Genomic DNA, 24,739 nt, shown 5'->3' with positions numbered 1-24,739 from the left:
AGAAAAATTTGCTGTACAGGGTCAATCCTATCGAACGATCTTGATCCCTTTTAGCACAGAATCAAAGGAAACGGCAGCATCGTTTATCGTCTCTTAACAGGATTGACTGGGGGAAGACATCCCCCTATCTAGCACTCAGAAAAACTGGGGCAAAATTACGCAACCTGTTACAAAACTTCATAAAACGAGAGGGGGAGGTTGCGGTGAGGAGAAGGGAATGGAAATGAGAGGAAGGTTATCATCTTATGCTTGGATGAATAGGCCACAACTTCCCTCTGGATAGACCAAGATAACCAAATTACCCCTATCTGAGAACTAGACTTTTCCCACTTCCTCAGAATGCTCTACTCGGCCTTTACCTATTACTCTGAGTTTAAGGTGAACTCTGGGGAGTATAAACTGAGGGAGGAAATTGTAACATGGAACGACTAAACCAATATCGTCAATGGATGCAACAGGTATTGACAGAGTTTGCAATCGGTTAGATATAAGTTTTGTTTTCCTTCCAAATTTAACAATTGTTCCCAATTGAGAGCAAAGTGAGAGCAAGAAACCGGGGTTCTGTGGTCAATTTTGCTGAAAATACTTCAATCTTGAGAGAAACCCGGTTTCTCACCCCCTAGAGTATTGCCAGAGAGCAAGAAACCGGGTTTCTGTGGTCAATTTTGCTGAAAATACTTCAATCTTGAGAGAAACCCGGTTTCTCAACCTCCAGAGTATTGCCAGAGAGCAAGAAACCGGGGTTCTGTGGTCAATCTTGTTGAAAATACTTCAATCTTGAGAGAAACCCGGTTTCTCAACATAATCTAAAATTAAGAACTATCACCCATTCCCCCTTCCCCAATTTATGAACATCCTTGGTATTTCTGCTTACTACCATGATAGTGCCGCCGCCCTTGTGCAAGATGGACAAATCTTCGCAGCCGCCCAAGAAGAACGCTTCTCGCGCAAAAAACATGATTCTCGCTTCCCCTATCATGCTATTCAATATTGCCTCAACGAGGACAAAATTCGCCTCCAAGACCTTGATTATATTGTCTTCTACGAAAAACCCTTTATCACCTTTGAACGGCTCTTAGAAACCTATTTGGCCTACGCTCCGAAAGGGTTTCGTTCCTTTGTGGCCGCCATGTCTGTCTGGTTACAGGAGAAACTCTACCTGAAAACTGTCCTCAAAAAAGAACTGGCTAAACTTGCAGACTGCAAAGTGAAACAACTCCCTCCCCTCCTCTTCAACGAACACCACCAGTCTCACGCGGCCTCGGCCTTCTTTCCCAGTCCTTTCCAAAAGGCCGCCATCTTATGTCTCGATGCGGTAGGGGAATGGGCCACCACCTCCCTCTGGATAGGCCAAGATAACCAAATTACCCCTATCTGGGAACTGGACTTCCCCCACTCCCTCGGAATGCTCTACTCGGCCTTTACCTATTACACCGGGTTTAAGGTGAACTCTGGGGAATATAAACTTATGGGCCTTGCTCCCTACGGTGAACCGAAATATGTTCAGCACATTCTTGATTATCTCATTGATTTAAAGGATGATGGCACATTTCGATTAAACATGGACTACTTTAACTATGCTACTGGTCTCACCATGACCAATGATAAATTTCATCGCTTATTTGGGGGGAAACCCCGGTCAAGAGAAAGCCAAATTACGCAACGGGAGATGGATATTGCGGCCTCTGTTCAACAGGTGACAGAGGAAATTGTTTTACGGTTGGCCAAGACGACTTATCGGGAATTAGGAGTAGATCATCTTTGTTTAGCGGGTGGAGTGGCGTTGAATTGCGTCGCTAACGGACGTTTGGTGCGGGAGGGGAATTTTCAAGATATTTGGATTCAACCCGCCGCAGGGGACGCAGGAGGGGCGTTAGGGGCGGCTTTATCGGTGTGGTATCAGTATTGTGGCCATCCCCGCATGACGGAAAGAGAAGACACGATGCAGGGGGCCTATTTGGGGCCGAAGTTTACAGCAGGGGAGATTGAGGAGTATTTACGGGATGTACAGGCCGATTATAGGGAATTGCCGGATGAGGAGTTAATGCCTAAGTTGGCGGAAATTTTGGCGGAGGGAAAGGTGGTGGGGTGGTTTCAAGGCCGCATGGAGTTTGGACCCCGTGCGTTGGGGAATCGCTCGATTATTGGGGACCCCCGTAACTCGGAAATGCAGTCGGTGATGAATTTAAAAATTAAATATCGAGAGTCGTTTCGGCCTTTTGCTCCTTCGGTATTAGCTGAACGGGTGGCCGATTATTTTCAAATTGACCGCAAGAGTCCTTATATGCTGTTGGTGGCCTGGGTGCAGAATAGGTTACGAAAACCGATGACGAAGGAGCAACAGGAGTTATTTGGCATTGACAAGTTAAAAGTGCCTCGCTCGGAGATTCCTGCGGTGACTCATGTGGACTATTCGGCACGGGTGCAAACGGTTCATTGGGAGACGAATCCCCGTTATTATGAGCTAATTCGCACGTTTGAGCAGAAAACGGGGTGCGGGGTGTTGGTGAATACGTCGTTTAATGTGCGGGGAGAACCGATTGTCTGTACTCCAGAGGATGCTTATCGCTGTTTTATGCGGACGGAGATGGATTATTTGGTGTTGGAGAATTTTCTGTTGGCGAAGTCGGCACAACCCCAGTGGGACAAGGATCAGGGGTGGCAGGAGGAGTTTGAGTTAGATTGACTGATTTTACGGGGTGTGGGCATCACAAAACCCTCACAAAAACCTCACAATGGTGTTTTACGGTGTGTAATAGGCTGCCTTGTTTGTCGGCCTAATTCATTTGGAGGGCATCAATAAACCATCGGTTAGCGATTAGCTCTCATCGGCCTTATCGTAGCGCGTTGGGGTGAGAAGCGGCGTTATTGGAGTTAGAATTGGGTAAGGGATATGAAATTCCGGATTCTGTGAGCTAGGGAGGTTCAGAGTTTGCTATTTTAAGGGAAGTGTGATTATAGAGGGATATGGCGATCGCAATTCCGCAAAGCAAAAAAGAACTCCGTCAATTTGGTATGCTGCTGGGGAGTGTTATCCCTCTGTTGTTTGGGGTGTTGCTTCCTTGGATATGGGGCCACGGGTTTCCCCTTGTCCCCTGGATTCTTGGTGCGGTATTCTGGGGGTTGGCTCTGATTGTCCCTAAAACCTTTAAACCTGTTGCTGTAGTCTGGATAAAGGTTGCTACGGTGCTGGCTTGGCTCAATACGCGCCTCATTTTGGGTATAATTTTCTTTTTGATGGTGACTCCCATGGCCTTGGTGATGCGTCTCATCGGACGAGACCCCCTCTCACGGACTTTTGAGCGACAGTTAGAGAGTTATCGTGTCACCAGTCAGCTACGGACGCAGAAAAGTATGGAGAAACCGTTTTAATGTGGGAATTAATACAGGATTTGTGGGCTTTTCTTCGAGAACGAAAAAAATACTGGCTTGCTCCGTTGATTATTAGTTTGGTATTGTTGGGAGGGTTGATTATTTTTACTCAAGGGTCTGCGATCGCACCCTTCATTTACACGCTTTTCTAAGTAAGTTTAGCCTCTTTTCTCCCTTCTCCCGGATACTGTTCATTATTCCTTGAAACCAGCAGTGAAATCGTTTCGTAAATCGCTACAAACCTATAGCATTATTACGCTAATTACATTAGGAATACTAGAAACGGTTTTCCAAGTGGTGCAACTCAAATTTCTCCATCAGTATGAAGGATTAGAACATCTTTATAATATTTCCAACCGGGAGACTTATGAGAATGCTGCTTGTGACTCAGGATGGTGGAAATGGCGGTTTGTACAGCGTTATGAAGCAGGAAAAGGTCTCATTAAGGATGACAGTTTACACCGTCCCCACCCCAGTCGTGGTTGGACTCCCCAAGCTAATCTTTCGGTGAAGATTAATGGAAACCAATATACCACAAATTCCCAAGGCCAACGAGATTTAGAAGATTATCAACCTAACCCGGATCAATATACGGTTTTAATTGTTGGTAATTCCTATACGTTTGGATTGGATACTGATGATAGCTTTGTCTGGCCAACCTTACTCGAAAATTTGGATTCTCGTCTAAATGTGATTAATTTAGGGGTGTCCGGTTATGGGTTAGATCAAATTTATATTACACTAAAAGAAACGCTTCAACAATATCCACCAGATTTAGTGATTGTGGCCTTTATTTCCGATGATATCTTTCGGATGCGTTTTGATTTTCGAGATTATAAGAAACCTAAATTAAAGATTCAAAATGGACAGTTAAAAATTACTAATGTCCCCATCAAAGGATTAGAGCAAACCTATAAAGAAATTAAAAATGAATTGGTTTGGTATGATATCCCGATTTTAAAACTCGATAATGTGATTAGTAATTTAAAAATCTCTTGTCAAGAAGTGAGTTATCAGTTAGCGAGTAAAGTTTTCCGAGCCATGCAACGCATTACTAAAGAGAATAATGCAGCATTTTTATTAACTTATTTGGCGAGTTTTCAAGAGGTTGAAACTCCTGATCATATCAGTTATGGCGAAAAGGTATTTAAACAATTTGTACAAGAGGAAAAGGTTGCGTATTTAAACACTCGTCCCTTTTTTTTGGCCAGAAACCAAGAGGGGGAAAACTATCAAGGGGGACATTATCAAGAAGCGGAAGCTCGGTTAGTGAGTCAACAGGTTTACCAAAAAATCCAAAACCTTCCGTCTTGGCAAAATTTTCTGGAGACGAGAAAGGGGTTTTAATTTCTTGATTTAAAATAAGACACAGGGAATCGTATATGATAAAATAAATTTTGGGGTTAAACCCACGGTTAAATCGGTTTTTAACGGGTTAAGAAACTGATGAGAGTCTCAAACCTTCGGGATTATCAAATATTGTCGGGGTTGAAATTGGGCTTGGCATAAGCCAGCTTAGGGCTTACTCTAAACCAAATAACTCGTTTTCAAGCACCGTTAATCCCATTCTTGCTTCCTTTATATCGTTAACTTTTATTCCAATCACCGACTAAGTTGTATTTTTTCTTTTAACAAGTTGAATGCCATTAATTTCTTCTGTTATTGTTCCGGCAACCACCGCTAATCTTGGCCCAGGATTTGATTGTATTGGGGCAGCATTAAGCATTTATAATCAATTTGAATTTGTCTGCTCGGAAGAACCTATCCCAGAAGGATTCAAAATTCACGTTCCGGGGTCTCAAGGGGCTAAAGTGAGTAAAGATGAGGATAACCTCGTCTATCAATCCTTTTGCTACTTGTATGAGCAGTTAGAACAAACTCCGCCTTCGGTCGAAATCAAGATTCAGATGAGTATTCCCCTAGAACGGGGGTTAGGGAGTTCGGCCACGGCCATTATTGGGGGACTGTTGGGGGCGAACCAACTGGCCGGGACTCCGTTAAATACTCAAGAAATTTTACAACTTGCGATCGCCATTGAAGGCCATCCCGATAATATTGTCCCCGCCTTACTGGGAGGGTGTCGTCTGGCCGTCGCCAACCCGCAACCCCAGAGAGAAGAATGGCAAATTTGCGAAATTCCTTGGCATCAGAGTCTTGTTCCCATTGTAGCCGTCCCCAACTTTACCCTCTCGACTGCCCAAGCTCGCTCTGTGTTACCCCCAGAGGTAAGCCGCAGTGACGCAATTTTCAACGCCTCCCGGTTAGCTCTCCTCGTCAAAGCCTTAGAAACCGGAGACACCCGGCAATTAAGCCTCGCCCTCCAAGACAAAATTCATCAACCCTATCGCCAACTGTTAATCCCCGGCTATCAAATGGTGCGACTGGCGGCCTTAGAAGCGGGTGCGTGTGAACTGGTGATCAGTGGGGCTGGGCCGACATTACTGGCGATCGCCAAATATAATATTGCTCAAGAAGTGGCCAACGCCATGCAAGAAGCCTGGACAGCCGAAGGGATCACCACCCAAGTCCGCCCCCTTCATCTCGACAAACAAGGAGCAAGAAGTCGGCGGGAAATGGTCTCTCGCCGTCGAACCCGCTAAAAACACTATTCTCCTATTAATCTATGCCAAAATTAAAAGGAATAGCACCCAAGAGGGAACTCCCTTTGCGAGAATAAATGTCTATAAGGCCGACATAATTCAGTGACATAAATGCCAGCATGGACATTGAAATTAATACCGTTGGAGAAATACAGGTGATTACTTTAACCGGGGAAATTGATGCCAATACCGCCCCCCAAGTCCAGCAAAAAGTTTTACCCTTAGCCATTCCAGAGAGTAAAATTTTGCTGAACTTAACCCAGGTTTCTTATATGTCGAGTGCGGGGTTGAGAATGTTGCTCTCCCTTTATCGCCAAACCAATAATAAAGCCAGTAGCTTAGTCCTCGTCGGACTGGCCGATGAAATTCGTAGAACCATGGCAATCACTGGATTTCTCAATTTTTTTACCACCTGTGACACCCTAGAATCTGGGTTACAGGTACTCCGTTAACCCCCAATCATGGGAAGGAACATGATTCAAGAGTCGCGGGAAAAACAACTATTAGCCGAAATTGCGCAACTCCAGGAGCAAGTTGCGCAACTGACCACCGATAAAAAAGTCTTTGAAGCGCAACAAAAGTTGCTGAAAGGGTTTGTTGCTTTAGCCCGGGCCCCGACGCAAGAAAGGGTATTACGGCATTTTCTCCAACAAACCCTCACTTTGGCCGTGGAAATGACCCAAGCGGACCGAGGCAGTTTATTTTTGATTGACTCTACAGGGCGGGTGGAAGATGCCATTCTCAGTCGCCAAATTACCGAGAATCAAGAAGAATTTCGTCTCTATAGTCAGGTCATTGATAAAGGGTTAGCGGGATGGGTGGTACAACATAAACAAATTGGCTTAATTGCCGATACTGAATTAGATGATCGTTGGCTACAATTACCGGATCAACTCTATACGGCACGCTCGGTTTTATGTGTTCCTCTCTTGAAAGGAACGGAAATTTTAGGGATTTTAACGCTACTTCATCCCCAAGCCTTCCACTTTGGGCAAGAGTCTGTTGAGTTAATCCGAGCGTTAGCCGATCAAATGAGTATTGTGGTGGAAAATGCTCAACTTTATAGTCGGTTGCGCTCCTATTCTCAAACGCTTAATGAGGAATTAGAGAAAGGCCAAGAAATTCAAGTTCATTTTCTCCCCACCCAAGTCCCTCAACGCCTCGGTTGGGAGATTGCTACGTTTTTTCAACCGGCCCGGCGAGTGGCGGGAGATTTTTATGATGTGTTTGAGTTATCCTCGAATCAAATTGGCTTCATTATTGCTGATGTCTGTGATAAAGGGGTGGGGGCGGCTTTGTTTATGGGGTTGTTTCGGAGTCTAATTCGTATTTTTTCGGGACAGACTAATTTAGAGGGGTTGAATTTTCAAACTCAACTGATTCATCAATTTTTAGGGGAGACGGATCAAGATCATTTGGATGTTGAGGGTTATTATTCGGTGCATCTCAATGCCTTGCGAGCCATTCGCTTAACCAATGATTACATTGCTATTAATCATGGGGATTTGGGGATGTTTGCCACTTTGTTTTTTGGGGTGTTAGACCCTACGACGGGGAATTTAACCTATATTAATAGTGGACATGAAGCCCTGTTGCTCTGCGATCGCACCGGACAAGTTAAGGCAGAACTCACCGCCACTGCTCCGGCCTTGGGCATTATCCCCCATTTAACTTATCAAGTGGGGCAGGTGCAATTGGAGCAGGGAGATTTTTTGTTAGGGTTTACCGATGGGGTGACGGAAGCGCGAAATGCTGATGGTAAGTTTTTCGGCAAAGCGCGTCTCCTAGAAGCCTTATGTTCGCCTTTTCCTTCGGTGCAAGACTTACTCCAGCACATTGCGACGGAAGTGGGAACTTATACCGGGGGTGCCGATCAGTTCGATGATATGACGATGATTGCGGTTCGTCGTAACGAAGGGGAAGGGGAATGGAAGGGTTAACCGTGGCGGGGCGGTGGTCGGCGTTGCAGGAAGTCGCCCAGTATATTAAAACTGTGACGGAACAAGCGGGGTTGGATCGGGAGTCGGCCTATCGGTTACGGTTGGCCGTGGATGAGATGACGACGAATATTATTCTCCACGGTTATCAAGAGGCCGGGTTAGAGGGCAATATTGTTTTACAAGCGCGACTGAATCCCCAGTCTCTGACGATTTTGATTGAGGATACGGGGAGAAGTTACGATCCCCAATCCGTTCACGAGGCCGAAGCGAAAATGGTTAATTTACCCCTTGAAAAACGCCCGATGGGAGGGTTAGGGGTGTATTTGGCGTTAAATAGTGTGGATGATTTTCAGTATCAGTGTTTGCGCGATCGCAACCGTAGCATCTTCACCATGTACCGGCCCACCCCCTGACGGATTTATTAAATTTTTGGGTATCTTAACAATAGGGTTGTTTCACACAGATACCAGTTTGATGGGAGGGTTTCGGAAATGCTTCAGCGTCTTGTTTTTATGGTTTTAATTGCCACAATGACCTTATTTACCGTGTTAATGGTTACGCCCGTTCGCGCCAGCCAATCTACTGCTCCGGCGGTTTATGCTTGGAGTTATACCGGGGTCGGTGCAGCCCAACGGGTGTGTAAACAGACGGTATTGATTCCCACCTCTCGTTTTGTAGATGGGGAACGAGAACAAGTGAAAGTGATGACAAAAATTGTGCGCGATCGCTATTGTCAAAAGTAAGAAATTCCGTAAAATCACTTCAGTAAAAGCCCTTAATTTTTTTCCGAACCCTGTTCAACCGCCTCAAAATTTCCTCAAGATTCCTTAAACTCAAACCATAGAATTAATGAGTCCAAATCAGCCCCAAGAATGGCTTAGTGTTGCCCAAGCTAGAGAAAAAGATGCCGAGCTTATTCACCAAAATTGTCCTGACTCAATTGGTTCAATCTATAAAGTTTTATTAAGGGAAGAGATTTGGCGGAGCTTAAAGTTTGATAATAAAAGTAACTTCAAGATTATTGAGTCTAATCATCTTGAGGATATGTATTTAAACCGTAAATCTTTCTCGTTTAACTCCGATAACCCAGGAGTCATGGACACTAACCGCGATATTTTTGAGTCGTCTTTATCCACTGCTGATGTTACATTCCAGAACTTAGATTCCTCGGAAATCAGCTTAACGGACGTTTCCCACTACTTCGACTCAGACCCCACCAAGGTTGTGTCCAAGTTACGCAAGGATGGCAAACAACCCGCCTCCTACATTGCCGACACCACCACAGCGAATGCCCAAGTCCGCACCTTATCAGAAACCGTGCGTCTCGATGCCCGCACGAAAATGTTAAACCCGAAATGGTACGAAGGGATGCTGAGTCACGGCTACGAAGGGGTTCGGGAGTTATCCAAGCGTTTGGTGAATACTATGGGTTGGTCTGCCACTGCGGGTGCTGTGGACAACTGGGTTTATGAAGATACCAACGACACCTTCATCAAAGATGAGGAAATGTGCAAACGCTTAATGGACATGAACCCCAATTCGTTCCGCAAGATGGTGAGTACGTTGTTGGAGGTGAATGGCCGCGGTTACTGGGAGACTTCTGAGGAGAATTTGGACCGTCTCCGCGAGTTATACATGGAGGTCGAAGACCGCATTGAAGGCGTTGAGTAGCAAGAATCCAAGCTAATCGGAAGAGAGAAGAGAGATACATATGTATCTCTCTTTCGTTTAAAATTAGTTTTGTTATGCTAGAAGTAGAAGTATTTTAATGATAGGGTTATGATTCATTGGCGGTGGTTAGTCCTAGCTAGCTTTTTGCTTATTCCTTTAAATAGCTGTACTCGTAAACTATCTTCAGATGAAATTGCCAGCAGCGTTGAAAAAAGTACAGTTTTAATTACTTATGCAAATCAAGAAGGTCATGGAACTGGATTTCTTGTTTCTGGGTCAAAAGAAGTTTGCTCTGTTCTTACCAACGCTCATGTTATTGGATCAAGTCAAGCAATACAAATTACTACTGATGATAATGAATTGTGGATAGCTGAAAAAATTTATTCTTTACCATCAGTTGATTTAGCTGTCGTTGAATTTACTTCAATTGAGGAAGGTTGTTCTTATCCGGCATTGAAATTAGGTAACTCTGACAAACTGGAACGTGGAGAAGAAGTTTATTTATCGGGATATCCAGTTCGTGCGGGGGAAGTTCAACTCATTAAACAATTTACACCTGTCAGAATTACTCAAATTGTACATCCGCCCTTAGCTCAAGGTTATGCAATTTCATATGACGGAACAACCGCAGGAGGTATGAGTGGTTCACCTGTCTTAAACCAAGCTGGAAAAGTTGTTGCAGTACATGGAAAAACTGATCGGGAATTAATTACTTTGAATCAAAGTAACCAAAGTAGTTTCTCTCAAGAACAAAGGCAATTGCAGTCGGAGCAAATGAACAGTGCCAATCGGAATTTAGCACAAAATGATCATTTTAAATGGTCAATTCCGATTAATCTTTATACGAAAAAAAAATCAGAGAAAATTCAAGGAGCTCCAATCTCTGGATTACCGAAAAGTTCTCACAAAACCGCTTTGCTTGAAGGAAAGCGGTTTCAAAATTTAGAAAAATATGAAGATGCTCTGTTAGCATACAACAAAGCCATTGAGCTTAAACCTAATTACATTGAAGCATGGATGCAGAAAGGTATAGTCTTAGCAAAAATTGAGAAGTATGAAAAGGCAATTATTGCTTATGAAAAAGTTCTGGATCTCGCTCCAAACCATTTCCAAGCATTATGGGGTATAGGTGATGTTCTGATAGATTTAGAAAAATATGAAGAATCTTTATTGGTAACTGAGAAAGCCATAAATGTTAATGACAATCATCCCATAGTATGGCATAACAAAGGTGTTGCTTTATTACATTTAGATCGATATCAGGAAGCTTTAAAGGCTTGTCAAAAAGCCGTTTCTATCAAACCTGATAAATATGATTCTTGGCATTGCCAATCTAACGCACTATCAGGACTAGGAAAATATCACCAAGCCATTCAAGCCTGCGAAGAAGCTATCAGTATAAAGTCAGATTACTTTTTGTGTTGGTATGGTAATGGTTTAGATTTCCAAAAATTAGAACAGTATGAAGAGGCTCTCCAACTGTTTGATAAAGCAATCGAAATCAATCCTACATATAGCGATGCGTGGGGGGCTCACTGTTATCTCTTATGGAAATTAAATAGATTAGATGAAGCTCTTAATTCATGTAATAAAAGCTTAAAACTAGATAATCCCTTAGATAGATCAATATCATCAGATAGCCCAAAAACTCTACAAGAGAATCGAGCTAATACTTTTAACAGTCGAGGTCTTGTATTTTTCAAGCTAGAAAAATATGAAGAGGCAATTCAAGATTGGAATAAAGCCATAGACTTGAATCCCACAAATGAAATAGTTTGGTCTAATAAAGGAGCTGCATTATACAAGCTCGGTAATTATGAAGAGGCTCTCAAACACATCAATAAAGCTCTTGAACTTAACCCAGATTATCAACTAGCTCAAGAGAACAAGCAACTTGTATTGGAAAAATTACAAGAATAATTTATTATAGTTGATCTTCTAAGTTGATGACTACAGATTTTTCAAGAGCAATTTCTCCTGAACCTTGGTAACTTGGTGAACTGCCAGGCATTAATGCACCTGCTACTTCTCGCAACATTTGATATGGGTTATCATCTGGCATCAAGGTGAGAAGAATAGGACAACTATCGCCACTAAGGCGAGTTTTTGCACACAATACATATTGTCCTGTTGCATCTGTTGCCTCATCCTTGCGATAGGCAAACTCAATCAAACCATCTTGGCGAAATTGCTCTATACGGTCAGCAATTTCTTGACATCGTTTTAACGTATTCCATTCTTCTCCCATTTGTCGAACCATCCTTAGCCAAGGTTTAGGACGAACATTTTTATCAGCTCGATACATTATAGTCCACACAGCCCCACCTTTTTCTGGAACAGCCTGAGACTCACAGTAAAAATAACTGTTTTGAGACACCAATGTTTTCTCGTAATTACTATAGACTGCATACCCTAGACTCAACAAACCGATAACTGCTGTTATCATTATATTAGTAAGGTTAATTTTGCTATCCGATGTCATGGCAGAATTGCCCATATAATCTACTTACTCTTTAATAGTAATCAATTTTTTTGGGATGTGCTACTGTACAGATGTTAAATTGAGGGCAAGAATAGAGAGTATCGACCGTTGAATGCACCGCACCACATTGTATTCTATAATCAGATGGTGCGTTGGGTGGAACTTACCGTTAAGTGATATTTGAACGTTTTTCCCCACCCAACGCACCCTACAGGAATAGGTCTTATGAAACCGAGTCAAAATCCTGACCATCAACCCTTAGAATACTATTTATCTCTAAAATATCCCATATCGCTCTATCCCGTAGCAGATGGGGGATATACCGTCACAATTCCCGATTTACCGGGATGTATCACCCAAGGGGATACCTTAGAGGAGGCATTAGACAATATTAACGAAGCCAGAGAATTATGGATTGAAACCGTTTATTGTAGTAACGAAAAAACAATCCCTCTCCCTTCCAAAAATTACTAATTTTACTACAATCTCGAATCTACACATTCTTGATAGATCAAAATGTCATTATGTAACAATGCACATCATTACTCGCCGTTTTCATATAATCCTACATCTCGTACATTCTTGAGTAGAATTTACATCATCTGGGAGACTAACTCCATACATAATTCATTGATAATTCGTTGCTATGCCCCCTTCTCTTCAATAAAAAAAGTGTTGTCGCTTCCACACTAACCACGTTACGACAGGCGCACCTAAGAGGGCTGTGACGGCGTTTAAGGGGAGTACGGTGTCTTGGCCGGGGAATTGCGCGATCGCATCGGCAAATAAAGCCAATAACGCCCCTAAGAGAATCGTGGCCGGGATTAAAAGGCGATGTTCGACGCTTTTGAACAAACTTCGGCATAAATGCGGCACGGCCACCCCCAGAAACGCCACTGGCCCGCAAAATGCCGTGACTGTACCCGCTAATAAAGAGGAACTGAGAATAATGCCAATGCGGATGGCACGGACAGATAAGCCCAAATTACGGGCTTGTTCGTCTCCGAGTAAGAGTAAATTGAGCGACCCACACAATAAACTAGACAGAATTAATCCTAACAAGACCAAGGGCAACAAGACGCGAATTTGTGACCATGTTACCCCGGCAAAACTGCCAAACGTCCAAACCAGATAGCTTTGCGTCTGTTCGATGGAACTAAAATGTAGAAAAATGGTGACGAAAGCAGTCGTCATATAGCCAAACATTAAGCCAAAGACTAATAAGGCGAGTTGGCTCTGAAGTTGTTGGGAAATGAGCAAGAGAAGACTGGCCGCCAATCCTGCCCCGATACCTGCGGCCATAGCAATGCCGAGGTTGGGGAGTTTGCTGCTGCCTGTGACTAAGACGACGAGAGCAACCGCTAAACTGGCTCCGGCATTGATGCCTAAGATAGAGGGGCCAGCGAGGGGGTTACGAAAAAGGGTTTGGACTTGTAGGCCGCTAACGGATAAGGCCGCACCCGCTAAAATGGCGGCAATGGCACGGGGTAAGCGAAATTGTAGGATAATATCGCGCCATGGGGTTTGGGTGGGTTCGTTTCCTAAGAGGATGGTGACAACTTGGGAAAAGGGAATCTCGACCGATCCTAACGTTAATCGGCCTGCGACCGCGATCGCAAGTAAAATGGCTAATACGCCAAAGAGCCAAGGGGTTTTGCGATCCATCGGTTCAGAAAAGGGGGCAATTGTCCTCAGTTTGGTCATGAAGCGAAAACCTCTACACGCTGAATTTCGGTGGTGTGTGTCCCGTCGGGATGAAGGTGCAGCAAGCGAAAACCGGGTTGTTTGTCTGTTGGGGTGTGGGCAGTTTGTGGTAACTGCACGCAAGTGGAGGGAGTCCCATAAAAATGGATGTCCCCTTGTTGTTGGTGGAAGGGGCTATGAATATGACCAAAAACCACTAATTTGACTTGGGGGAAGCGGTGGAGGAGGGTAAGAAAGTCCTCGGCATTTTGTAAGCCCATCATGTCTAGCCACTCAATGCCCGTAGGTAAGGGATGATGGTGGAGGGCGATTAAGGTGGGGCGATGAGTCTGTTTTAATTGGGTTTCGAGGTGGTGTAGGGTGGTTTGGGGGAGGTGGCCTTCTCCCCAACGGGCATCTTGTCGGGTGGAGTCGAGGGTGCAGAGTTGCCAGTCACCTAACAGGGTAGTTTGGGGGGGATGGAAGTGGGGGTGGGTGAAGCTGGTTTTGAGGAAGGCGTTTACGTCATGATTTCCAGGTAGCCAGTAGATGGGCGTTTCTAGGGGGGAGAGGAGTGCGATCGCCTGTTCGTAGGCAGTTCTATCCCCTGTATCGGCGATATCTCCGGTTAAAAGGAGGGAATCGGGTTGAGCTTGGGCAATGGCTTCGACAATGGCTTCTAGGGATGACCAAGGATTACTCCCGCGTAAGTTATCCTGTTTTTGGGCTAACAGATGAGTGTCGGTGAGTTGGGCAATAGTGATCATAGTAGGGAGTCGGTAATTAATCTAATTTTTGATAATATTTAAGCTCTCGGTCGGGGAGGAGTTGGGGGTGTAAAATAGCGATTAAATCGGCTAAAACTTGATCGGGTTCGAGCATTCCCGTCTCCCAATAATCATTTCCCCCTTGGGGAGAGAGTCGAGCCGTATTATTAAAAACGCGATCCTCTTGCAAGGCGGTGAACATTTGATAACGGGCATCAGCCGCCACCATATCCTCTCGACTCTGCCAGTCTTGGCTAACATTTAACCAATATTCCGCATCTTTGGCACGAGCAAAAACCGCTTCAAAGTCTTTCGGAGAACTCCCCGCAATATCTAAATCTGACCAAAGATAATTCGCCCCTGCATCCCGGAGAAATTGCCCCACATAACTCTCTGCTCCTGCAACATACCACGTTCCCTCATAACTAAAACCCGTCAAAACTGTAGGACGGTCTTCAATATTTTCGGTGAGTTGGGTGAGCATTTCGTATTGAGCCGCGATTTTCGTAAAAATTGCCTCTGCTTTGGCTTCTTGATTGAAAAATAAGGCCGTAAATTTAATCCATTCTGCCCGACCTAATGGCGAAGATTCCATATATTCAGCGACAATAGCCACCGAAAGGCCAGCAGACTGCATTTGTTGATGGCGGTCAAATTCTGGGTTGCCTGTCCCATAGGTCAGGATTAAATCGGGGGATTGTTCCACTAACCGTTCTAAGTTTAAAGTGTTACCCGACCCCACTTCGAGTAATTTCCCCTCCTCGATTTTGCTTTGGACAGTGGCAGTATTGACGATGGAAAAGCGACTCACTCCCAATAAACGATCAATAACTCCCAAACGGTCAAGATGGGGTAAATGGGTGGTGGAGAGGGTGACGACGCTTTGAATAGGGATTTTAATCACCTGCATCTGTTCGTATCCTTCCGGGACAGGTGTTCCACATTGAACCAGTAAATATTGGAAAGTTTCGTCGGTATCTTGCCAAGGATTACGGACAGTGACGATTTTATAATGGTTATGATAGGTGACGGAAAATCCGGTGGCGTATTCGGGTTGGGTGCGATCGCGGAAATAATTTTTCTCGGGATCATAATCCTGAACACATTCTGCACTAAGACGTTGTTCGGTTTCTCCTTGGGTTGTCTCTTGGGGTTGACATCCCCAAATCAACACCGGCCCACAAAAACCGAGCAAAATTAAAATTAACTGCTTCCCCTCAACAAATCTAGGCATAATTCAAGAATCGCCTCATCTTGACTGATAACTGTTCCCTATTCCCAACTGGTGACTGGTGACTGGTGACTGGTGACTGGTGACTGGTAACTGGTAACTGGTGACTGGTGACTGGTGACTGGTGACTGATTACTGATTACTGTTCTGAGGGTAAAGATATTCTGAGATCGGGGTTTCTGCGATAATATGTTCATTGACGATTCGTTTAGCCAGCTCGGGTTTAGCTTGAACATACCAACTGCGATCGCCAGAATAAAAAACCACAGGCCCCTGTTGGCACACTTCCAGACACCCCGCAGTTTGCACCGGAATATCTAATCCCGCCTCCTCTGTGGCAGCTTTCAGCGCGTCATAGGTGGGTTGCCAATTACGAGAGGGGTTACAACGACTGGAACGACAAACGGCTAAATACGGGCGTTTGAGGGGGTTTTCAGGAAAGGGAATCGGTTGATTGCCCAAAACATAAATTTCCCGCAGGGTTTCATAGAGTCCCAGTTTTTTCCATTGAGGTTTCCCTTCGGGAAGTAAGTCTTCGTCTTCTCCTAAATAGGGGTTCGGTAAAAAGAAGGTCATCATTTTTTCCCCATCCCCATTCCAGAATTGAATCCCCCAACTGGTGGGTTTTCCCTGACGGTTGAGACGACGATAAAGCGCACCCCGAGTCACTAAACGCTGTTTCCGCAGTTCGGGTGGGGTTTTGCAATGGGGGCCGCCTAAATGTTCCTCAACGCAGAGATGCAAGTGCCAAGCCTCTGTCGCTACGGTAAGATAACCGTCGTACAGGACAAATATTTTGGGCGGTTCAAGAAAGGAGAGTTCTAGGACACTACCTTGGACAACATGACCAATTTGCACCTCTTGCCAATGATCTTGACAGAGGGTGTACAGCATTGGCCCCAAGACCCCAATTTCACAGGAAAAGTCCTCATATTCAATTGTTCCTCCGGTTAGGGTAGTTTCAGTTGTTTTATTTGTCATTTGTTCTTGGTTATTTGTCATTTGTTCTTGGTTATTTGTTGTTTGTTGTTTGTTTGTTTTGGGTGAACACGGAAGGGGGGTTAGGGAGACTCATCCAGCCAACTTAAATTGTGACACACAGGTTAAAAATTGTACTCTACTCCTAGATTAATAGTGCGACCGCTATCGGGGAAACCAGAAAATAATTGATATCGTTGATCAAATAAATTCCGGACTCCGGCCTCAACGGTTAAATCTGGTGTAATTGGCGCACGCAAACGAGCATCAAAGGTGGTATATCCCGGTAAAAATTCTGTATTGGTGTTATTTGTCGGATAACTGCCTAAAGAATTCATTAATAAACCCGCATACCAACCGTATTGATTTTCGTACCATACTCCTAAATTTAACTTATCTGCTCCCGCAAATCGTAATTCTTGGCCTTCTTCTTCTGGGTTAACACTCTTTAAAATTTCTGGCTCATTGAGTGTATAGCCTATCGAGAAAAAGACATTAGGTGCAGGTTGAACATTAACTGAGGCTTCGAGTCCTTGACTGCGAACTTTGCCTAAGTTTTGCCATGTTCCTGAAACGCCATTTTCAGGCGGACTGATCCGTTTAAAGGCAATTAAATCAGAAATCGTGTTGTTGTAATAGGTTAATCGGAGCAGAGCAGCATTACCAATAGCTTGATCAATTCCGATATCAAAACTATTGCCTCGTTCCGGGTCTAAATCAGGATTTCCGATGTTAGTTGGATTGGCGTTAAATAGGTTAGCGACTGTGGGAGTTCGGAAGTTCCGGATATAATTAGCACGGAAAATTGTGGAATCGGAAGCCTGTATTTTTGTGCCAATACTGGGAGATGTTACCGACCCATTGATGAGGCTACTAAATTCTTGTCGTAGTCCTAAAACAACTGTCCACGCTGGCACAGGGTCGATAGCGTACTGAGCAAATAAAGCCCCTTGACTAATCTCATCGTTGAAATTTGTTCTAATTTTATTAGTAGTTAAGTTTTGTGTCAAGTTGTTGACATTGGTGTTGCGATAGTCGAACCCATAAACAATGTTTTGATTGGGTGTAATTTGCCAATTGTGTTGAACTTGAAAACCGAGCGATCGCTGTTCGGTTTCAAAGCGTTGTTGGTCGGGTTCGGTGCGTTGTAATTGGAAGGGTGGTGTAAAAGAAAGCGTTTCTGTAACTTCCGTGCGGTTATCAAAGCGAATATTCAAATAGTCGAGGAAAAAGCGTGCAGTTAAGACTGAGTTTCCGTCTTCTCCTAAATCTACTTCTAAGGATAAGTCGTTTAATACTTGGTCGGTAAATTTACGATTATTGTCGGTCAAGGAGTTAAAAAAGCCTTGTCCAAAAGGGGGATCGGCCACCGGAACTCCCCCCGGAAGACCTTGTTCTTTCGGGAGGTAAAAGGAAGTGAAGCGCAAAAGAGCGCGATCGCCAATTTCTTGCTCTAACCGAACGGCTAAATTATTGTATTCTGTATCATTATTTTCACGAGTTCTCGTAACTCCTTCAATGGTGTAATCATACTCATTCTCTGCGGCAACGCGATTATAGTTGAGAAAATAACCAAAATCCCCAAAAGAGTCACTGAGTTCTAAATTCTGCTCATTATAACCGTAACTCCCCACTTCAACGCCAACTTGACCGCTAAACTCATCAGACGGACGACGGGTAATAATATTAATAATCCCCCCGATCGCATCCGACCCATAAAGCGTCGAACCCCCACCGGGTAACACTTCCACCCGTTCGATTACATCGGTAGTAATTTCTGAGAGGTCAAACCCTCCAAACCCTAGCGCATTAATGGGACGACCATCCAATAAAATCAGGACTTGAGAGCTATTAGAACCGCGAATAAATTGTCCGCTTAACCCGTTTACTTCCGTTCCAGTTGTCCCATCTCCCAAAATACCAGGGAGAAAACGGAGGGTTTCTCGGATGGTTCTTGCACCCTGTTGCTCGATCTGTTCTCGGTCGATGACATAGGTGGGACGAGTGGAGTCCCGTAAGGGAGCATTTCCACGAAAGGGGGTCGAGGTGGGGGTGTCTAAAATGGTGTCTGTCACGTTGATCCGAAGTGTGGGTTCTTCTTCAGAGGAATTCTCTTGAGCAAGAACGGATTCCCAAAGCGCGAAGGGGGATAGAACAATTAAGCTAGATAGGAGAGACAGGGAGATTAAAGATTGTTGCATCGAAAAATTTTGAGTTGGGTTAGAGGGTGGAAATTGTCGTAAAGCTGCATAGGGGAAGGGTTGAGAATTGCTCTCAGATCGGGCAATTCCCCATGGGGAAAGGGTGGCCAGCGCAGAGTTAAGCTGTTTTACTGGGTTTGTTTGTGATACTCGGCTCTATCCTTGCAATAACCATGCAAGGATGGCCGTTATTGCCAAAACAACGGTACAAAAACACCCATTGGGTTGAGACTCAACTTAGCAAAGCCTGTAATGCCAAAGTGCGAACGCTACCAGAATGTAACGAAATAATAGCGATTCTTGTTCTGAGACGCTGCGTGAACGCGCCTTTTAGGACAATATTTTTGTCCAAATACTCGAAAAATACTTTTCATCATCCGTACCTCGCAGATGTTTATAAAATCGACAGATTGTACAATCGGCGGGCATCCTGACTAAGAGATTGGCTCAAACTCGCCTTTATCTCATCACAGTTGCGGGACAGCGACGGATTTACACCGTTCTTTCCCCGTTTCCTCTAGCGACTGTTCCTCACTAGAACCGATGACTTACTCATCATACTATTTTTTGTCCACTTTGCAAGTATTGTGTTCAAAATCATTCTTGGGGAGGATTTTGCAGTAATCAGTAACCAGTAATCAGTAATCAATTTTGGGTTAAGAGGGGGTTTCTGGTGGGGGGGTTGATGTCGGACTTGGACTTGGTGAGGGTTTGGGTGCAGGTGTTGGAGTGGGACTTGGTGCAGGTGTTGGAGTGGGACTTGGTGCGGGTGCTGGAGTGGGACTTGGTGCGGGTGCTGGAGTGGGACTTGGTGCGGGGTTGGGGGATGGTGTCGGGGTGGGGGTTTCGTCCGATGGGTCGGATGTTTCCAACTCTGCTTCTGTTGGGGAGGGTTCAACGGGAGTGGGATTTGGTGAGGGGGTGGGGGATGGGGGGGTTTGGGGTTGTGATGGGACTTCGACGGATGTGCGATCGCTGCGTCGTCGTTCTGCTTGTTCTTCCTCAGACCCCAGACTAAATGGGAGTTGTACCGAAATTTGTCCACTCTGGCCACCGCCATTAAATCGCCAATTTCGCACAGCATTGAGGGCCGCGTTATCCAGTAGGGAATGACCACTCGATCCCCCAAGGCGAACATTGGTGACAGTGCCATTGGCGTTAAACTCAGCTACAACGGTAGTTGTTCCCTCTAGGCGTTGCTGTCGCGCTGTTTGAGGGTAGGCGGGACGAGGACAGGAGACACAGGAAATGGTGCGTCTAGAGGGGCTATTATCGTTACCATTTCCGGAATTCTCGTCATTTTCTCCCGTATTATTGCCTCTTTCTCCAGAATTATGCTCACTTTCTCCATTATCATTGCTATTTTCTCCGGAATCTCCTTCATTTTCTCCCTCATCATCCCCTAATCCTTCATCGTCACTGAATCCCTGATCATCATTCTCTCCAGAATTCTCTGAATTTTGCTGATTTTCCTCGCTATTCTCCCCAGAATTGCTGTTATTTGCTTCAGTTTCCTCCTGACTCTCTCCAGAATCTTGGGAATTTTGCTGATTTTCATCGGTATTATCTTCAGAATCGGCTTTCTCCTCTTCTGCTGTATCTTGAGAGGGATTTTCTGCCTCTGACTCCCTCATCTTCTCCGGTGGACTTGGAGTCAGGGTGGCACGCTTCGGAGGGGAGGAGGCCGCAGCAGGAGTTTCCGTCGCTTCGGAGGTAAGTTCGGATTCGGTTGGCTCTGTTGCTTCTAGTTCGGGGGTTTCCGTCTCCTCAGACGCGGTGACAACCAGTTCAATGGTTGTGGGTTGGCTGGCATTGCGATCGCGTAGCGTCCCCAAAGGGGAATCGCGCCACGGTGTAGGCATCCATGCAAGGAAAGGTAAGAGCGCAAGGTGAACCCCTGTCGCCCCTAAAAAGCCCCAACAGAGCCATTTTTTCGTTCTGGTATTTTGCTTGGCTCGCTGCTCAAGACAAGTTTTGGAAAGACTCATCAGATAAAATTTAACTTGACCAAATTTCTACTTTCGACTATTGTCGATTGATACAACTTAGCATGACTGGGTGTACGACCCATCACCCACTAAAATTTTTTCTTCACACAACAAAACCGAGGCCGTTTTCCATGATTGGATTTGTTCGAGACATCTTTACGGCAGGGGGGGTTGTGATGTGGCCACTCCTTGCATTTTCTCTCGCTACGCTAACATTAAGCCTAGAGCGATCGCTCTTTTGGTTGCAGATTGAGCGTCGCCAAAAACGAGTGACTAAAGATATTTTAAAAACCTATCGTTATTCTCCTCTAGAGGCAATGGGGAAGTTAAAGAAACATCTCAATTTGCCCATTGCTCGTATTTTTTTAGAAGCGATGGAATTGGATGGAGCGTCGCCAAATCAGTTTCGTTTGGCTCTAGAAGGGGCGACATCAGGAGAAATTCCGGGGTTAAAACGCTTTAATGGGGCGTTCCAAACCATTATTGCGGTGTCTCCGTTATTGGGGTTATTAGGAACAATTTTAGGGTTAATTCGGTCATTTTCCGCCATTAAAATTGGAGAAATGACTGAAAATGCGACGTTAGTAACTGGGGGAATTAGTGAGGCATTGGTTTCTACGGCGACGGGATTAACAGTTGCGATCGCAACCCTCCTTTTAGCTAATGTTTTTCGCAGTTTTTACCGCAAACAAATTGCCTTATTACAAGAATATGGCAGTCATTTAGAAATCCTTTATGAATGGCATTACAATCAACACAATGAACAAAAGGGAAAGGAGGTGAAATATGCGAGTCCGAGACAATGAAGGAGATGAGAAATTAGAAATTAATATTGTCCCCATGATCGATGTTATTTTTGCGATTTTAGCCTTCTTTATTTTGTCCACTTTGTTTCTCACTCGTGCTGAGGAAATGCCTGTTAACTTGCCCTCTGCGGAAACAGGAGATGTGAGTCAAGAACCGGATGTAACGATTGCTATAGATGCGGCAGGACAACTGTATTTAGACAATGAGCCGATTGATGCGATCGCCCTTGAGGATACCATGACTGAGCGGGTCAAAAATAACTCTACATTCGTGGCCATTCATGCCGATGAACGCACCTATCATCGCAATTTAATTCAAGTGATGGATATTTTACGCCAAATTGACGGGGTACGATTGGGACTTGCCACCACCCCCCCAGAGGAAAATTAATCGAGAATGCCATGTTACTAGCAGCAGAAGCTATTACCGGAGGCTATAACACTCAGCCCATTGTAGAAGCAGTCAATTTGAACATTGATCGCGGGGAATGGTTGAGTTTAGTGGGGGCGAATGGTTCGGGAAAATCAACCTTGTTGCGCTTACTGACTCGTCTCCTCAAACCCCAAAACGGGGTAGTTTGCTTGAGTGCCAAAGATATTCAAACCCTCTCCCCCACTGCGGTGGCCCAACAGTTAGCTCTCCTCCCCCAACAACAAACTTTACCCTCTGGCCTGACTGTGTATCAACTGGTGAGTTTGGGGCGATCGCCCTATCAACAATGGTGGCAATGGGAGTTAGATCGAGAGGGAGAACAATGGGTGGATTGGGCTTTGCAATGGACGGAAATGAGAGAATACCGCGATCGTCCGGTGGCCGCCCTTTCCGGAGGAGAAAGACAGCGAGCGTTTTTAGCCCTGGCCTTAGCGCGAAACCCCCAAGTCCTCCTCCTCGACGAACCCACCACCTTTCTCGATCTTCATTACCAATTGCAACTGTTAGACCTGCTGACTCGTTTAAACCAAGAGCGAGGATTAGCCATTGTGACTGTTCTCCACGATATTAATTTAGCGGCCCGGTATAGCGATCGCTTGGCCTTATTGCGTCAGGGCCAACTGTGGGCCGTGGGCCCCCTTGCTACAGTCCTCACCCCGGACAATCTCAAGGCCGTCTTTGATGTGGAGGTTGCGATCGTGGAAACTCCCGTTGGCAAGCAAATCTATCCCCTGTCTCCCATTCGTCCATGAGACTTCTCCCATCATTCAGAAAAACAAAACTGAACCGCTAGTTCTACCGTAGCTAAATCAGATTTTTTGGAGAGGTCTATTGTTTAACCAGACCAATGAGAACTATTTTGAAACTGAACCCCTGACTCTATAATAGGTTAGCCTTTGTGGCTAGATACTGACAGTTACCTTTTGGGTTAACATAGCAATTTTTTATCTCCCAAAAAACAAGAGACTCCTAGACAGAAATCTAGGAGTCTCTTGTTTTTCAACCTAAACTAAGACGATGAATCGTGTTAATTAGTCAATGTCAGGCATAGACAGAACAGGTTCAGTCTTCCGGTCAATTCCTTTTTCAAACCCAGCCGCAGCCGCACGAGCGCGTCCGGAATGCCAAAGGTGTCCGATTAAGAAGAAGAACCCTAACACAAAGTGAGAAGTCCCTAACCAAGCGCGAGGGTTCACGTAGTTAAAGGAGTTCGGCTCGGTAATAATACCACCCACGGAGTTTAAAGACCCGTTAGGAGCGTGAGTCATGTATTCAGACGCACGGCGGAGTTGCCAAGGTTGAATATCATTTCTCAGCTTGTTGAGGTCTAACCCGTTGGGTCCCCGTAACGGTTCGAGCCAAGGACCACGGAAGTCCCAGAAACGCATGGTTTCACCACCGAAGATGATTTCCCCAGTGGGAGAACGCATTAAGTATTTCCCTAAGCCAGTGGGTCCTTGAGAAGACCCGATGTTCGCACCGAGGCGTTGGTCACGGGCTAAGAACACGAAGGCTTGAGCTTGAGAGGCTTCAGCGTTAGTCGGACCGTAGAATTCGCTAGGATAAGCGGTGTTGTTGAACCAAACGTAGAAAGAGGCAATGAAGCCCATTAAGGACAACGCACCTAAGCTGTAGGAGAGATAAGCCTCGCCAGACCAGATGAAGGCACGACGCACCCAACCAAACGGCTTGGTTAAGATGTGCCAGATACCGCCACCGATGCAGATGAGACCGATCCAAATGTGACCACCGATGATGTCTTCCATGTTATCGACACCAATGATCCAACCTTCCCCACCGAAGGGAGCTTGAACCAAGTAGCCAAAAATCACAGCCGGATTCAAGGTGGGGTTATTGATGATGCGGACATCCCCTCCACCAGGAGCCCAGGTGTCATACACACCGCCAAAGAACATGGCTTTAAAGACCAACAGTAATGCACCGCCTCCTAAGAGGATGAGGTGATAGCCGATGATGTTGGTCATTTGGTTTTTATCCGCCCAGTCATATCCGAAGAAATCGGAATATTCTTCGAGGGTTTCGGGCCCGCGAACAGCGTGATAAATGCCGCCCAGTCCTAAGACAGCCGAGGAAATTAGGTGAAGAACCCCAACGACGAAGTAGGGGAAGGTGTCCACCACTTCACCACCAGGACCTACGCCGAGTCCTAAAGTGGCCAAGTGGGGGATTAGGATACAGCCCTGTTCGTACATGGGCTTATCTGGGGTGAAGTGGGCAACTTCAAATAGGGTCATAGCCCCAGCCCAAAAGACAATGAGTCCTGCGTGCGCGACGTGAGCGCCGAGTAATTTTCCGGACAGGTTGATCAGGCGTGCGTTCCCTGCCCACCAGGCAAAACCTGTGGATTCTAGGTCACGACCTGCTCCTGTCATATTTGTATTAGAGAGCGTTACCACGCGGCAATACCTCCTCTGGGAATTCAAAACGTTGGTGAGGTTGGTCTTGAGGGGCCATCCAGGCTCTCAGACCTTCGTTGAGCAGAATGTTTTTGGTGTAGAAGGTTTCAAATTCGGGGTCTTCTGCGGCCCGAATTTCTTGGGATACGAAGTCGTAAGCCCGTAAGTTT

At 45.3% G+C, this 24,739-nt stretch carries 22 protein-coding genes, 3 pseudogenes and 1 riboswitch; of the genes and pseudogenes, 16 read left to right on the top strand and 9 right to left on the bottom strand.

Features of this window, described 5'->3' with window-relative positions:
- Positions 1–261 precede the first annotated feature (261 nt).
- From PN462_RS23375 to PN462_RS04225, 12 genes and pseudogenes are all read left to right on the top strand, one after another.
- Positions 262–402 (top strand): annotated as a pseudogene (locus PN462_RS23375) (carbamoyltransferase N-terminal domain-containing protein); the annotation flags it as partial.
- A 445-nt stretch (positions 403–847) separates the two neighbouring features.
- Entirely contained in the window at positions 848–2,686 is a 1,839-nt protein-coding gene (locus PN462_RS04270) for a carbamoyltransferase family protein (RefSeq protein WP_272126743.1), read from the top strand.
- A gap of 281 nt (positions 2,687–2,967) precedes the next feature.
- The gene (locus PN462_RS04265) at positions 2,968–3,372 is read left to right on the top strand and encodes an SxtJ family membrane protein (protein ID WP_272126741.1); all 405 of its coding nucleotides are present in this window, start codon (positions 2,968–2,970) and stop codon (positions 3,370–3,372) included.
- Complete coding sequence (locus tag PN462_RS23370; RefSeq protein ID WP_443029059.1) at positions 3,372–3,524, top strand: DUF5989 family protein; 153 nt, start codon at positions 3,372–3,374, stop codon at positions 3,522–3,524. The genes PN462_RS04265 and PN462_RS23370 overlap by 1 nt, the downstream gene beginning before the upstream one ends.
- Before the next feature lie 61 nt (positions 3,525–3,585).
- The gene (locus PN462_RS04260; RefSeq protein ID WP_272126740.1) at positions 3,586–4,719 is read left to right on the top strand and encodes an SGNH/GDSL hydrolase family protein; all 1,134 of its coding nucleotides are present in this window, start codon (positions 3,586–3,588) and stop codon (positions 4,717–4,719) included.
- A 293-nt stretch (positions 4,720–5,012) separates the two neighbouring features.
- Positions 5,013–5,972: a homoserine kinase gene (thrB, locus tag PN462_RS04255; RefSeq protein ID WP_272126739.1), complete on the top strand. Its 960-nt coding sequence runs from the start codon at positions 5,013–5,015 to the stop codon at positions 5,970–5,972.
- 119 nt (positions 5,973–6,091) lie between these two features.
- Positions 6,092–6,424 (top strand): anti-sigma factor antagonist, encoded by a 333-nt coding sequence (locus PN462_RS04250; RefSeq protein WP_272126738.1) that lies wholly within the window; start codon positions 6,092–6,094, stop codon positions 6,422–6,424.
- 21 nt (positions 6,425–6,445) lie between these two features.
- The gene (locus tag PN462_RS04245) at positions 6,446–7,912 is read left to right on the top strand and encodes a PP2C family protein-serine/threonine phosphatase (RefSeq protein ID WP_272126737.1); all 1,467 of its coding nucleotides are present in this window, start codon (positions 6,446–6,448) and stop codon (positions 7,910–7,912) included.
- Complete coding sequence (locus PN462_RS04240) at positions 7,900–8,325, top strand: ATP-binding protein (protein ID WP_272126736.1); 426 nt, start codon at positions 7,900–7,902, stop codon at positions 8,323–8,325. Before PN462_RS04245 ends, PN462_RS04240 begins: the two co-directional genes overlap by 13 nt.
- A 78-nt stretch (positions 8,326–8,403) precedes the next feature.
- Positions 8,404–8,655, top strand: a complete 252-nt coding sequence (locus PN462_RS04235; protein WP_272126735.1) for a hypothetical protein — start codon at positions 8,404–8,406, stop codon at positions 8,653–8,655.
- Between the two features lie 292 nt (positions 8,656–8,947).
- Positions 8,948–9,583, top strand: a pseudogene (locus PN462_RS04230) (cobaltochelatase subunit CobN); the annotation flags it as partial.
- A gap of 108 nt (positions 9,584–9,691) precedes the next feature.
- The gene (locus PN462_RS04225) at positions 9,692–11,503 is read left to right on the top strand and encodes a tetratricopeptide repeat protein (RefSeq protein ID WP_272126733.1); all 1,812 of its coding nucleotides are present in this window, start codon (positions 9,692–9,694) and stop codon (positions 11,501–11,503) included.
- 4 nt (positions 11,504–11,507) lie between these two features.
- On the opposite strand, the gene PN462_RS04220 is transcribed toward PN462_RS04225, so the two are convergent.
- Positions 11,508–12,080: a COP23 domain-containing protein gene (locus tag PN462_RS04220; protein ID WP_272126732.1), complete on the bottom strand. Its 573-nt coding sequence runs from the start codon at positions 12,078–12,080 to the stop codon at positions 11,508–11,510.
- A 210-nt stretch (positions 12,081–12,290) separates the two neighbouring features.
- Here PN462_RS04220 and PN462_RS04215 point away from each other — a divergent pair, with 210 nt between their 5' ends.
- Positions 12,291–12,539, top strand: coding sequence for a type II toxin-antitoxin system HicB family antitoxin (locus PN462_RS04215; RefSeq protein ID WP_272126730.1), 249 nt, complete (start codon positions 12,291–12,293; stop codon positions 12,537–12,539).
- Between the two features lie 186 nt (positions 12,540–12,725).
- Here PN462_RS04215 and PN462_RS04210 read toward each other — a convergent pair whose 3' ends face one another.
- From PN462_RS04210 to PN462_RS04185, 6 genes are all read right to left on the bottom strand, one after another.
- The gene (locus tag PN462_RS04210) at positions 12,726–13,769 is read right to left on the bottom strand and encodes an iron ABC transporter permease (RefSeq protein WP_272126729.1); all 1,044 of its coding nucleotides are present in this window, start codon (positions 13,767–13,769) and stop codon (positions 12,726–12,728) included.
- Positions 13,766–14,515, bottom strand: coding sequence for a metallophosphoesterase (locus tag PN462_RS04205; protein ID WP_272126728.1), 750 nt, complete (start codon positions 14,513–14,515; stop codon positions 13,766–13,768). The genes PN462_RS04210 and PN462_RS04205 overlap by 4 nt, the downstream gene beginning before the upstream one ends.
- 16 nt (positions 14,516–14,531) lie before the next feature.
- Complete coding sequence (locus PN462_RS04200; RefSeq protein ID WP_272126727.1) at positions 14,532–15,749, bottom strand: ABC transporter substrate-binding protein; 1,218 nt, start codon at positions 15,747–15,749, stop codon at positions 14,532–14,534.
- A 129-nt stretch (positions 15,750–15,878) separates the two neighbouring features.
- On the bottom strand, positions 15,879–16,727 hold the full coding sequence (locus PN462_RS04195) for a (2Fe-2S) ferredoxin domain-containing protein (RefSeq protein WP_272126726.1): 849 nt from the start codon (positions 16,725–16,727) through the stop codon (positions 15,879–15,881).
- Positions 16,728–16,849: 122 nt separating this feature from the next.
- Complete coding sequence (locus PN462_RS04190) at positions 16,850–18,925, bottom strand: TonB-dependent receptor (protein ID WP_272126724.1); 2,076 nt, start codon at positions 18,923–18,925, stop codon at positions 16,850–16,852.
- 403 nt (positions 18,926–19,328) lie between these two features.
- Positions 19,329–19,485, bottom strand: a riboswitch (cobalamin riboswitch).
- Between the two features lie 96 nt (positions 19,486–19,581).
- The gene (locus PN462_RS04185) at positions 19,582–20,913 is read right to left on the bottom strand and encodes an energy transducer TonB (protein ID WP_272126722.1); all 1,332 of its coding nucleotides are present in this window, start codon (positions 20,911–20,913) and stop codon (positions 19,582–19,584) included.
- A 131-nt stretch (positions 20,914–21,044) separates the two neighbouring features.
- On the opposite strand from PN462_RS04185, the gene PN462_RS04180 reads away from it, so the two are divergent.
- The 3 genes from PN462_RS04180 to PN462_RS04170 are packed head-to-tail and all read left to right on the top strand — an operon-like array spanning position 21,045 to position 22,904.
- Complete coding sequence (locus tag PN462_RS04180; RefSeq protein ID WP_272126721.1) at positions 21,045–21,719, top strand: MotA/TolQ/ExbB proton channel family protein; 675 nt, start codon at positions 21,045–21,047, stop codon at positions 21,717–21,719.
- Positions 21,700–22,110, top strand: a complete 411-nt coding sequence (locus PN462_RS04175; RefSeq protein ID WP_272126720.1) for an ExbD/TolR family protein — start codon at positions 21,700–21,702, stop codon at positions 22,108–22,110. The genes PN462_RS04180 and PN462_RS04175 overlap by 20 nt, the downstream gene beginning before the upstream one ends.
- A gap of 11 nt (positions 22,111–22,121) precedes the next feature.
- The gene (locus PN462_RS04170) at positions 22,122–22,904 is read left to right on the top strand and encodes an ABC transporter ATP-binding protein (RefSeq protein ID WP_272126719.1); all 783 of its coding nucleotides are present in this window, start codon (positions 22,122–22,124) and stop codon (positions 22,902–22,904) included.
- Between the two features lie 279 nt (positions 22,905–23,183).
- Here the strand turns inward: PN462_RS04170 and psbC are convergent, their stop codons facing one another.
- On the bottom strand, positions 23,184–24,569 hold the full coding sequence (gene psbC / locus PN462_RS04165; RefSeq protein ID WP_443029058.1) for a photosystem II reaction center protein CP43: 1,386 nt from the start codon (positions 24,567–24,569) through the stop codon (positions 23,184–23,186).
- Positions 24,553–24,739: pseudogene (locus PN462_RS04160) on the bottom strand (photosystem II D2 protein (photosystem q(a) protein)); the annotation flags it as partial. The gene psbC and the pseudogene PN462_RS04160, both read right to left, overlap by 17 nt.

Origin of the sequence: Spirulina sp. CS-785/01 (genome assembly GCF_028330525.1) — a bacterium.
Classification (GTDB): domain Bacteria; phylum Cyanobacteriota; class Cyanobacteriia; order Cyanobacteriales; family Spirulinaceae; genus JAQMSD01.
This window is presented reverse-complemented; position numbering and strand designations above follow the sequence as displayed.

Coding starts and splice junctions, on each gene's coding strand:
- PN462_RS04270 (WP_272126743.1), top strand. CDS start 848: ATGAACATCCTTGGTATTTCTGCTTACTACCATGATAGTGCCGCCGCC.
- PN462_RS04265 (WP_272126741.1), top strand. CDS start 2,968: ATGGCGATCGCAATTCCGCAAAGCAAAAAAGAACTCCGTCAATTTGGT.
- PN462_RS23370 (WP_443029059.1), top strand. CDS start 3,372: ATGTGGGAATTAATACAGGATTTGTGGGCTTTTCTTCGAGAACGAAAA.
- thrB (WP_272126739.1), top strand. CDS start 5,013: ATGCCATTAATTTCTTCTGTTATTGTTCCGGCAACCACCGCTAATCTT.
- PN462_RS04250 (WP_272126738.1), top strand. CDS start 6,092: ATGGACATTGAAATTAATACCGTTGGAGAAATACAGGTGATTACTTTA.
- PN462_RS04245 (WP_272126737.1), top strand. CDS start 6,446: ATGATTCAAGAGTCGCGGGAAAAACAACTATTAGCCGAAATTGCGCAA.
- PN462_RS04240 (WP_272126736.1), top strand. CDS start 7,900: ATGGAAGGGTTAACCGTGGCGGGGCGGTGGTCGGCGTTGCAGGAAGTC.
- PN462_RS04235 (WP_272126735.1), top strand. CDS start 8,404: ATGCTTCAGCGTCTTGTTTTTATGGTTTTAATTGCCACAATGACCTTA.
- PN462_RS04225 (WP_272126733.1), top strand. CDS start 9,692: ATGATTCATTGGCGGTGGTTAGTCCTAGCTAGCTTTTTGCTTATTCCT.
- PN462_RS04220 (WP_272126732.1), bottom strand. CDS start 12,080: ATGGGCAATTCTGCCATGACATCGGATAGCAAAATTAACCTTACTAAT.
- PN462_RS04215 (WP_272126730.1), top strand. CDS start 12,291: ATGAAACCGAGTCAAAATCCTGACCATCAACCCTTAGAATACTATTTA.
- PN462_RS04210 (WP_272126729.1), bottom strand. CDS start 13,769: ATGACCAAACTGAGGACAATTGCCCCCTTTTCTGAACCGATGGATCGC.
- PN462_RS04205 (WP_272126728.1), bottom strand. CDS start 14,515: ATGATCACTATTGCCCAACTCACCGACACTCATCTGTTAGCCCAAAAA.
- PN462_RS04200 (WP_272126727.1), bottom strand. CDS start 15,749: ATGCCTAGATTTGTTGAGGGGAAGCAGTTAATTTTAATTTTGCTCGGT.
- PN462_RS04195 (WP_272126726.1), bottom strand. CDS start 16,727: ATGACAAATAAAACAACTGAAACTACCCTAACCGGAGGAACAATTGAA.
- PN462_RS04190 (WP_272126724.1), bottom strand. CDS start 18,925: ATGCAACAATCTTTAATCTCCCTGTCTCTCCTATCTAGCTTAATTGTT.
- PN462_RS04185 (WP_272126722.1), bottom strand. CDS start 20,913: ATGAGTCTTTCCAAAACTTGTCTTGAGCAGCGAGCCAAGCAAAATACC.
- PN462_RS04180 (WP_272126721.1), top strand. CDS start 21,045: ATGATTGGATTTGTTCGAGACATCTTTACGGCAGGGGGGGTTGTGATG.
- PN462_RS04175 (WP_272126720.1), top strand. CDS start 21,700: ATGCGAGTCCGAGACAATGAAGGAGATGAGAAATTAGAAATTAATATT.
- PN462_RS04170 (WP_272126719.1), top strand. CDS start 22,122: ATGTTACTAGCAGCAGAAGCTATTACCGGAGGCTATAACACTCAGCCC.